General features: G+C 62.2%; 5 protein-coding genes. 4 read left to right on the top strand and 1 reads right to left on the bottom strand.

From position 1 onward, the window contains the following. Positions 1-50 precede the first annotated feature (50 nt). The 4 genes from FIV38_RS10400 to FIV38_RS10385 all read left to right on the top strand — a co-directional run bounded on the left by FIV38_RS10400 (position 51) and on the right by FIV38_RS10385 (position 8,980). Positions 51-4,877 carry an NEL-type E3 ubiquitin ligase domain-containing protein gene (locus FIV38_RS10400; protein WP_092235091.1) on the top strand — a complete coding sequence of 1,609 codons (4,827 nt, stop codon included), beginning with the start codon at positions 51-53 and terminating at the stop codon, positions 4,875-4,877. Positions 4,878-4,979: 102 nt separating this feature from the next. Continuing rightward, complete coding sequence (gene pap, locus FIV38_RS10395) at positions 4,980-6,497, top strand: polyphosphate:AMP phosphotransferase (protein WP_029298740.1); 1,518 nt, start codon at positions 4,980-4,982, stop codon at positions 6,495-6,497. Positions 6,498-6,625: 128 nt separating this feature from the next. Beyond that, entirely contained in the window at positions 6,626-7,810 is a 1,185-nt protein-coding gene (locus FIV38_RS10390) for a thiolase family protein (protein ID WP_070995210.1), read from the top strand. A gap of 207 nt (positions 7,811-8,017) precedes the next feature. Next, a complete protein-coding gene (locus tag FIV38_RS10385) occupies positions 8,018-8,980 on the top strand; it encodes a DMT family transporter (protein WP_070995209.1) in 963 nt (320 codons plus the stop codon). A 9-nt stretch (positions 8,981-8,989) separates the two neighbouring features. Here the strand turns inward: FIV38_RS10385 and FIV38_RS10380 are convergent, their stop codons facing one another. Next, on the bottom strand, positions 8,990-10,378 hold the full coding sequence (locus tag FIV38_RS10380; RefSeq protein WP_092235093.1) for a class II fumarate hydratase: 1,389 nt from the start codon (positions 10,376-10,378) through the stop codon (positions 8,990-8,992). Positions 10,379-10,545: the final 167 nt, after the last annotated feature.

Genomic DNA, 10,545 nt, shown 5'->3' with positions numbered 1-10,545 from the left:
CGTCGGGTTATGGTGAATGGCTGATTAACGGGCAATAAAGGACATTGCGCATGCCGGACCAGGATGATTTGACCAAGACATGTACTCAATTGACGCAGCGCCAGCTACAAGCGGCGTTGCTGGAAATCACCCACGACCTGTCCAAGGCCGAGGTCCTGCAAAAGCGCCTGCCGGGCTGGATGTTGAACGCTCCCAAAGGGGTACTGGAGGCGCTGGAGCGGGAGGCCGCGCAGCTTGACGAGGCCAGGGCCGCCGTCGCGGGACGCTTGCGCCCATTGCGCTCACTGGATGAGTTTTGCAGTGCGCAGTTGAAGGCCTACTGCCAGAGGCAATGGCAGGTCACGGTCGAGCCGCACAAGGACCTGTTTGTGCGGGCCTTCTACGAATACCAGAAAGGCGTGCTGCCGCTGGAATATGTCCGCAGTGTCAAGCTGGAGCAGCAGACCCTGTTGCACATGGCCCTGCAGAACTTTACCGAGGAGCAAGCGCAAGAGGCGCATTTTGCGCCGCCGTCGCGGCTGCAATCGGGTTCAGGCCAGGGTGGGGTGATCCCTGTCTCCGTGCAGGCATTTGCCAAGGGCTGCCGGGATCTTGATGTCGGCAGCCTGTATCAGCAGCACATCAGTGACGTGTTCAACCTCGACGTTGGCGAACCCGGCGATGACGCCTATTTCAATGGCGTGGCGCTCGATATCGGTTGGATGAAAACCCTGGATCTGAAAATCGACGCGCACATTGCCTGCATGCGCGGCGATATCACCCCCGCGACCTATGGCCTGTTATGCACCCTGCTGGATCGCAAGATGGACCCCGTGCAGGCCAGGGGCCTGATGTTCCAAGGGCGCCAGGTCATCTGGCAGGGCTTGAATGCGCTGGATTGCTGCCTGTGGAGTGTGCTGGTGTTCTCTGGCCGGCCGATTGCCGATTACCCGCAGGAGCCCTGTGTGGTGTACATGCCCAATGAGCCAGGGCGACCTTTTTTTGAGTACCCATCGCTCAACGACTTCAAGCTTTATCTGGATCTGAAGCTGGAAGTCAGCACCTACCGCACCTTTTTCACGGGGTACCTGGGGGAAATAGACCGGGTCGATTTTTTCCGTCGCTTTGACCAGCACCGTACCCTCGGTGTATTGGAGGCCAAGCCCATCACCACCAGCCTGGCGCAGCACTTTTTTGCCACCTACGCGGGCAAATTGCAGATCGACGCCCGGACCCTGGCGGTCCCGGTGGCGGATGTGGATGAGCAGGTGCGCAAGCAGCGTCTGCTGGACTACCTGGACGCGGGGCTGACGCTGCTCAATCTCGCCGGCTTTGTGGTTCCGGCATTGGGCCTGTTGATGACGAGCGTGGCGGTGGGGCAGATGCTCGGCGAGGTGTATGAGGGCATTGAGGATTGGCGCCGTGGCGACAAGGAGGAGGCGCTCAAGCAGTTGGTAGCCGTGGCGCAGGACATTACCTCAATGGTGTTGTTCGCTGCGGGGACCAAGGTCGTGGGCAACGTACTCAAGCGCACCCGGCAAAGCTATGCCGGTTACTTCAAGTCGCTGGAAGCAGTGCGTTCGACGGATGGACAGCCACGGCTGTGGCACCCTGACATCGGGCAGTATTCCCACGATCAACACCTGATCGACGATGTGCCTGCCGACGCCCAGGGCGTGTACAAGGTGGGCGCTGGCTCATACGTCAAAGTCGGCGATAACCTGCATCAGGTGACCTACGAGCCGCAGCAGGGTGTGTGGCGGGCCAGCCACCGTACGCGGCAGGCGGCCTATCAGCCGCCGATGGTGCACAACGGCGAGGGGGCCTGGCGGTTTTCGTTCGAGGACCCCGAGGAGTGGGAAGACCAGGACTATCTGTTTTCCCGCCTGGAGCCGAGCAGTCGCTACCCTGCGCTGGAATCGCGCAAGCTGCGGCTGGTCAAGGACATCATGGACAAGCCCCACCGCTGGGGGTATCACCTGGCGCAGGAGTGCTTGCCTTTTCCGGCGCGCTTTCGTGATCTGTACGAGCGCTTCAGGCTGGAGCAGTCGATTCGCGACCTGGTCTGGCTATTGGAGCGTGGCGCTTACCTCAATGGGCCAAGTGCGACCACCCAGATGCACGCGTTGCCGCTGCTGCCGGGCTGGCCCGAGGGCCATTATTTCGAGGTGCTGGATGCCCAGGGTAGCGTTACGGCGCGTTATCCCGCCGCTGGCCCGTTTGATGCCGCCGGGCGCTTGAGCCTCTGCGAGCAGGCCGTGGCGCAGGGGCAGGTGTTTGATGTGTTGCTGTCTGGCCTGGATGCGCCACGCAAGGCCGGTCTGTTGGGCGAAGGGGTGGCCGCCAATGACGAGCACGCGGCATTGGCGCGTCAATTGCTCGCGCACCTCAAGGCTGATCGCAAACCGTTGTTTGAGCAGCTATACCAGGCCTACGACGGGCCGGTGCCCGAGGGTGGCGCGCCGTTGCGCGAGGCCTACCCGCCATTACCCTCCCGCGTGATGCGCGAGTTGATGGCCCAGGCGTCCTCCGTGGAGCTTCAAGCCCTGCGGGACAACCAGCGGGTGCCCATGGCCCTGGCAGAGTCGGTGCGCGTGAGCCTGGAGGCACAGCGCCTGGACCGTGCCCTGGCCGGTTTCGAGCAGCCGGAGTTGGCCGGTCTGGACACCCAGTGCGTGGCGGTACGCATGCTGCCGCACCTCGACGGCTGGGACAGCACACTGCAAGTGGAGTTGCGCCAGGGTTCACCCGCCGGGCCGTTGTTGGCCCTGGGGGCGAGGGAGGGCGCGAGCGTGCGTCGGGTGCTGGTCAGCTCGGGCGTGGGATTCACGCCGTTCGATGCCCACGGGGTGAGCATGGGGGCGGCCCAGGCCGGTTCCGACGGGTTGTTCGAGGCGATCTTGCAAACGCTCTCGGCTACCCAGCGCAGCGCCCTGGAGTTGCCGTTGCATCCTGGCGAAAACGCCTGGAGGCTGCGCCGTCGCCTGGCTGCCCGGGCGCAGAGCGAGCGTGTGGTGGCGGGCGAAGCTTTCTCCGATCAGGCGAGCGAGCCCCAGGCGCTGGAGGTTCCCAGTCGCATGTCTGATTCACCGGCCAGCCCGCGGCCGCTGGTGGGCAAGGTACAGAAAATTTATCCCTTGTTCAGTGATGTCCAGGCAGCCGAGTTATTGCAAAGCCTGGGGACCGACGCCCTGGCCCAAGCCAAGGCCGTCGCGCGCCTGCAGGCTGACCTGAAGCTTCTGCGCTCGATCCTCAAGCACTGGAAGAACAACCTCGGCGACCTGGCGGCGCAGCCGGGCATGGCTGATATCCGTCACAGCCGCCAGCAAGTGGCCGAGCGGATCGAAGCCTGTTGGCGCCGCCAGAGCTTTGTGCTCGATGATCACCAAGTGCCCGTGCCGGGGCTGACACTGGATGGCATGCGCGTGGGGGCATTGCCGAACCTGCCCCCCGAGATCCGCTTCGACCATGTGCGGCAACTGTCCCTGAAAAACATGCGCCTGGGCGATGACGTGGCTTATTTTCTGAAGTGCTTCAAGGGCGTGCGGCGCCTGAACCTGGACCGCAACCGCCTGACCCGCCTGCCCGAATACCTGTCGCGCATGCCCGAACTCAACAGCCTGGCCTTGCCCCATAATCAGTTGGCGCTGACTGAGTACACCCGGCGCAAGCTGGCCGACATGAGCACGTTGTGTCTGTTGGACTTGAGCCACAACCCCATCGAGTCGCATCTGGACGTAAGCAACATGCGCGACTTGCAGACCCTGTTACTGGAGGATGCCAAGCTGGTGGACCTGCCCACCGGGATCGCACGTCTGGCCCATCTGGAACAGGTCGACCTGCGCAGTAACTGGATCACGGTGTTGCCCGACTGGTTGTTCACCTCCACACGCAGGTTCAGCCAGGCGATCAATCTGGGGGGCAACCCCTTGTCCTCGACGACGATGAGCGCCCTGATCAGTTACCGCGATGCAGTGGGAATCGGTATGGGCTATGTGGAGGACGATTCGTCACGATTCACTGAGCTGAAGGCCAGGCGCACCTGGTTGCCAGACGAGGTGGCGGCGGCCGATGCCAGCAAGCGGGCGATTTGGGCCAACCTGCGCGATGACCCGGAATCGATGCCGCTGATGGCATTGTTGGCGCAACTCTCTGGCGCCGCCGACAGCCGTTACGTGCGCGAGGACATGACCCGGCGAGTCTGGGAGGTCTTGCAGGCGACCCATGACAGCGTCGAGTTGCGCGAGCGGGTGTTCCAACTGGTGGCCCATCCGGCGAACTGTGTCGATGGCGCGACAGAGATTTTCAGCCAGGTCGAAGTGCTCAAGGCCGTGGCGAACGCCACGCGCCAGGCCAGCCGTGGGCAAGGCAACTCCGGGGTGCTGCTGAGCCTGGGGCGCGGCCTGTTTCGCCTCAGTGAACTGGAAAAGATTGCGGCGACTTACGCCACCGAACATGCCAGCGAAGACCCGCTGGAGGTGAGCCTGGCGTATCGGGTCGGCCTGGCGAAGATCCTGCAGTTGCCGGGGCAACCCAAGCACATGCGCTTCGGGTCATTGGCTGACTTGACCAGCGAGAACCTGGAGCGTGCGCATGAGCAAGTCCTGATCGCCGAGCTGTCGCCGGTGTTTTTGCGGTTTATTGCCCAACTGTCGTTCTGGAAGGCTCATCTCAAGCAGCAGTTTCCCGAGACGTTCAGGCGTGCGACCGAGCCATTTGATGGGCAGCAGCAGGCGCTTTTCGAGAACAGTCAGAACCTCACCGATGGCGAATACCTGGCGCAAATGGAAGGCCTGCGCGCGCCGCGCAGGCAGGCGATCAACGAGGTGATGGAACGCCTGACCCAGCAGATGATGAAGTATCAGGACCTGAACATCTGCCATCTGCCGGAAGACTAGCCGCCAGGGTTGCGGATTGATCCACGGCAAGGCCTATGGAATTGCTTGCCCGCCTTGCAGCCCAATCCGCTAGTCTTGATCCATCTTGGAAGGGAGTCGCCCATGTTCGAATCCGCAGAAATTGGTCACGCCGTCGATAAAGACACTTACGACGCGCAAGTCCCGGCATTGCGTGAAGCCTTGCTGGAGGCGCAGTTCGAGTTGCACCAGCAGGGACGCTTCCCGGTAATCGTCCTGATCAATGGCGTCGAAGGCGCCGGCAAAGGCGAGACGGTCAAGCTGCTCAACGAATGGATGGACCCGCGCCTGATCGAAGTGCGCACCTTCGACCAGCAGACCGACGAAGAACTGGCGCGCCCGCCGGCCTGGCGCTATTGGCGGCAATTGCCGGGCAAGGGGCGCATGGGGGTGTTCTTCGGCAACTGGTACAGCCAGATGTTGCAGGCGCGGGTTCATGGGCAGATCAAGGATGCGCGGCTGGACCAGGCCATCGCCGGGGCCGAACGCCTGGAGCAGATGCTCTGCGATGAAGGGGCGCTGATCTTCAAGTTCTGGTTCCATCTGTCCAAGAAGCAAATGAAGGCACGGCTCAAGGCCTTGCAGGACGATCCGCTGCACAGCTGGCGCATCAGCCCGCTGGACTGGCAGCAGTCCGAGACCTACGACAAGTTCGTGCATTTTGGTGAGCGCGTGCTGCGCCGCACCAGCCGGGACTACGCGCCCTGGCATGTGATCGAAGGCGTCGACGCCAATTACCGTGGGCTGACAGTGGGCAAGATCCTGCTGGAAAGCCTGCAAAATGCCCTGAAGGTGCCAAAAACCAAGGCCAGCGGTATCCAGCCGGCGCCATTGCCATCATCCGTGGACCAGATGAACCTGCTCGACAGCCTGGACATGACCCAGCGCCTGGAGAAGGACGACTACGAGGAACAACTGATTACCGAACAGGCGCGGCTTTCGGGCTTGATGCGCGACAAACGCATGCGCAAGCACGCGCTGGTCACGGTTTTCGAAGGTAACGACGCGGCGGGCAAGGGCGGGGCGATCCGCCGGGTGGCGGCGGCGCTGGACCCGCGCCAATACCGCATCGTACCGATTGCCGCGCCCACCGAAGACGAACGGGCCCAGCCGTACCTGTGGCGTTTTTGGCGGCAGATCCCGGCGCGGGGCATGTTCACCGTGTTTGACCGCTCCTGGTATGGCCGCGTGCTGGTGGAGCGGATCGAAGGCTTTTGCAGCACTGCGGACTGGATGCGCGCCTACGCCGAGATCAACGATTTCGAGGAGCAACTGCGCGACGCCGGGGTGATCGTGGTCAAGTTCTGGCTGGCCATTGACAAGGACACCCAACTGGAGCGCTTCCAGGCGCGCGAAGAAATCCCCTTCAAGCGCTTCAAAATCACCGAAGACGATTGGCGCAACCGCGACAAGTGGGATGCGTACCGGGCAGCGGTGGGCGACATGGTGGACCGTACCAGCACCGAGATCGCCCCCTGGACCCTGGTGGAGGCCAACGACAAGCGCTGGGCGCGGGTCAAGGTATTGCGCACCATCAACCTGGCGCTGGAAGAGGCGTTCGCCAAGTCCGATAAACACGACAAAAAGAAGAAGCATAAGTAGGCGCGAGCTTGGCTCCTACAGGGTTAGCGCCATGCTTTTGCATACGCCAGGTGAATGATCGTCGCGATCGCCTGGCGCTGGATCTATCCTCGATCTGTCTCCCAACAACGACAAGATTGAGGTAGCCCATGCGTGAAGTAGTGATCGTCGACAGCGTGCGAACCGGCCTGGCCAAGTCCTTTCGCGGCAAGTTCAACCAGACCCGCCCCGATGACATGGCCGCGCATTGCGTCAACGCCTTGCTCACCCGCAACGGCATCGACCCGGCCAGTGTCGAGGATTGCATTGTCGGTGCCGGTTCCAACGAAGGAGCCCAGGGCTACAACATCGGCCGCAACGTGGCAGTGCTGTCGCGCCTTGGCACCGGCACCGCGGGCATGACCCTCAACCGTTTCTGTTCTTCGGGGCTGCAGGCGATTGCCATCGCGGCGAACCAGATTGCCTCGGGTTGCAGCGACATCATTGTTGCCGGTGGCGTCGAATCCATCAGCCTGACCATGAAAAGCGTGAATACCGACAACCTGATCAACCCTTTGCTCAAGGAGCAGGTGCCGGGCATTTATTTCCCCATGGGCCAGACCGCCGAAATTGTCGCCCGGCGCTATAACGTCAGCCGCGAGGAGCAGGACCTGTACGCCCTGCAAAGCCAGCAGCGCACCGCCCAGGCCCAGGCTGACGGGCTGTTCGATGATGAAATCGTAGCCATGGCGGTCAAGTACAAGGTCGAGGATAAAAACACCGGCGAGGTACAGATTCTTGATGGCGTGGTCGATCGCGACGATTGCAACCGTCCAGACACCACCCTGGCCAGCCTCAGCGGGCTCAAGCCGGTGTTTGCCGAGGATGGCTCGGTGACGGCAGGCAACTCTTCGCAACTGTCCGACGGCGCATCGATGACCCTGGTGATGAGCCTGGAAAAAGCCCTGGAACTGGGGCTCAAGCCCAAGGCGTTTTTCCGCGGGTTTACCGTTGCCGGTTGCGAGCCGGACGAGATGGGTATCGGCCCGGTGTTCTCGGTGCCCAAATTGCTCAAGGCCCGTGGCCTGCAGGTGGCGGACATTGACCTGTGGGAACTCAACGAGGCGTTTGCTTCGCAGTGCCTGTATGCGCGTAATCGCCTGGAAATCGACAATGCCAGGTACAACGTCAACGGTGGTTCGATCTCCATTGGCCATCCGTTCGGCATGACCGGCTCGCGGCAGGTGGGGCATCTGGTGCGTGAACTGCAGCGGCGTGATTTGCGCTACGGCATCGTCACCATGTGCGTCGGTGGTGGGATGGGGGCGACGGGGCTGTTTGAAGCCGTGCGCTGATCTATAAAACACCGAAGATCAACTGTGGGAGCGGGCTTGCTCGCGAAAGCGGTGTATCAGTCGATATATCCATCACTGACCCACCGCATTCGCGAGCAAGCCCGCTCCCACCGTTGATTTGTGGTGTGTCTGATAAAAAACTTCGCCAAGGTCTACCCACATCCCCCTAGAATGCAGGTTCCTCTTCCTCTGGCTCTTGGGGCACTCATGCACATCTCTTCCGGCCGCTGGGTCTACGGTTTATCCCTGACCCTGCTGACCGCGCTGCTCTGGGGCATTTTGCCGATCAAGCTCAAGCAGGTCCTGCAGGTGATGGACCCGATCACCGTGACCTGGTTTCGCCTGATGGTGTCCGGCACTTGCCTGTTCATTTACCTGGCCGCCGTCAAGCGTCTGCCCAGCCCCAAAGTCCTGGGCAAGCGCGGTGGCTGGCTGGTGGCGATGGCGGTATGCGGACTGGTGGGCAACTACGTGCTCTATCTGGTCGGGCTGAAGATGTTGAGCCCCGGCACCGCGCAACTGGTGGTGCAGATGGGGCCGATCTTCCTGATGATTGCCAGCGTGTTCCTGTTCAAGGAGCGTTTCAGCCTGGGGCAGGGCGTAGGTCTGCTGGTATTGATCATCGGTTTTGCGCTGTTCTTCAACCAGCGCCTGGCAGAGCTGTTGACGTCCCTGGGCACCTACACCGCCGGGGTGCTGACGATTCTGCTGGCAACCACCATCTGGGTGTTCTACGCCCTGGGCCAGAAGCAATTGTTGACGGTGTGGAATTCCCTGCAGGTCATGATGGTGATCTACCTGAGCTGCGCATTTCTGCTGCTGCCCTGGGTGCATCCCATGGAAGCGCTGCAACTGAGCCCGTTGCAAGGCTGGCTGCTGCTGGCGTGCTGTTTCAATACCCTGATTGCCTACGGCGCCTTTGCCGAGGCCTTGGCCCACTGGGAGGCTTCGCGGGTCAGCGCGACCCTGGCGATCACGCCGTTGGTGACGTTCGTGGCGGTGGCGATTGCGGCATGGCTGTGGCCCGACTATGTGCACGCCGAGCAGATCAATGGCCTGGGCTACGGTGGCGCGGTGCTGGTGGTGCTGGGGTCGGCATCGGTGGCGTTGGCCCCGTCCTTGATCGCCGGGCTCAAGGCCCGGCGCGCAAGGTTGATACAACCTCTGTAGGAGAGGGGATCAGTGCCCGGCTTCGAGCATGTTTTCCGGGCGTACCCACTGGTCGAACTCGGCATCGGTGAGGTAGCCCAATTCCAGCGCCGCTTCGCGCAGGGTCAGCCCTTGGGCATAGGCTTTCTTGGCAATCTCTGCCGACTTGTCATAGCCGATATGCGGGTTCAGCGCCGTCACCAGCATCAGCCCGCGCTCCAGGTGTTCGGCCATTTGCTCGGCGTCGGGTTCAAGGCCGGCGATGCAATGTTCCTGGAAGTTGCGGCAGCCGTCGGCGAGCAAGCGGATCGACTCCAGCAGGTTGTGGATAATCACCGGCTTGTACACGTTCAACTGCAAATGCCCCTGGCTTGCGGCAATACTGATGGTCACGTCATTGCCCAGCACCTGGCAGGCCAGCATCGACAGCGCTTCGCACTGGGTCGGGTTGACCTTGCCGGGCATGATCGAACTGCCCGGCTCATTGGCCGGCAGGCGCACTTCAGCCAGCCCGGCGCGCGGGCCCGAGCCTAGCAGGCGCAGGTCGTTGGCGATTTTCATCAAGGCCACGGCCAGGGTTTTCAAGGCACCGGACAAAGTCGTCAGCGGCTCATGGCCCGACAGAGCGGCGAACTTGTTGGGGGCGGTGACAAACGGCAGCCCGGACAACGCGGCGATTTCTGCGGCAATGGCCTCGCCAAAGCCATGGGGCGAGTTCAGGCCGGTGCCGACCGCCGTGCCGCCTTGTGCCAGTTCGTAGACGGCGGGCAGGGCACTGCGAATGGCGCGTTCGGCATAATCGAGTTGCGCGATAAACGCCGAGACTTCCTGGCCAAAGGTGATGGGCGTGGCGTCCATCATGTGGGTGCGGCCGGTCTTGACCAGCTTCATATGGCGCGCCGACAGCTCGGCCAGCCCACCGGACAGCTCACGCAGCGCCGGCAGCAACTGCTCATGCACCGCTTGTACGGTGGCAATGCTCATGGCAGTGGGGAAGCAGTCGTTGGAACTCTGGGAACGGTTGACGTGATCATTGGGGTGCACCGGGCTCTTGCCGCCACGGGGCTTGCCCGACAGCTCATTGGCGCGGCCGGCGATCACCTCATTGGCGTTCATGTTGCTCTGGGTGCCACTGCCGGTCTGCCAGACCACCAGCGGGAACTGGTCATCGTGCTTGCCATCGAGGACTTCGTCAGCGGCCTGTTCGATCAGGCGGGCGATGTCGGCGGGCAGGTCGCCATTGCGATCGTTGACCCGCGCCGCGGCCTTCTTGATCAGCGCCAGGGCGTGCAGGACCGCCAGTGGCATGCGTTGCTCGCCGATGGCGAAATTGACCAGTGAACGCTGGGTCTGTGCGCCCCAGTAAGCGTCATCCGGGACTTGTACTTCGCCCAGGCTGTCGGTTTCGATACGGCTCATCGCGGTGACTCTCCTTGTAGTCGGTTTGCGCAGTTTAGGCCCTGGAGGCACGCTTGGGTTCCATAAAAGCCATTTCATCGGGCAATCCCCCGCAAAACCAGGCCCTACAAGGCGTGGGGTTGAGTACCGGCGTTTTTTAGGCGCAGAATGGTCGCCCTTGGGGTCTT

This window comes from Pseudomonas proteolytica (assembly GCF_007858275.1).
Classification (GTDB): Bacteria; Pseudomonadota; Gammaproteobacteria; order Pseudomonadales; family Pseudomonadaceae; genus Aquipseudomonas; species Aquipseudomonas proteolytica.
The sequence above is the reverse complement of the archived record's forward strand: the minus strand, read 5'-3'. Positions and strand labels throughout refer to the sequence as shown.

Bases quoted from the DNA above. Each gene is read 5' to 3' on its own strand.
- FIV38_RS10380 (WP_092235093.1), bottom strand. From the start codon at position 10,378: ATGAGCCGTATCGAAACCGACAGCCTGGGCGAAGTACAAGTCCCGGAT.
- pap (WP_029298740.1), top strand. From the start codon at position 4,980: ATGTTCGAATCCGCAGAAATTGGTCACGCCGTCGATAAAGACACTTAC.
- FIV38_RS10390 (WP_070995210.1), top strand. From the start codon at position 6,626: ATGCGTGAAGTAGTGATCGTCGACAGCGTGCGAACCGGCCTGGCCAAG.
- FIV38_RS10400 (WP_092235091.1), top strand. From the start codon at position 51: ATGCCGGACCAGGATGATTTGACCAAGACATGTACTCAATTGACGCAG.
- FIV38_RS10385 (WP_070995209.1), top strand. From the start codon at position 8,018: ATGCACATCTCTTCCGGCCGCTGGGTCTACGGTTTATCCCTGACCCTG.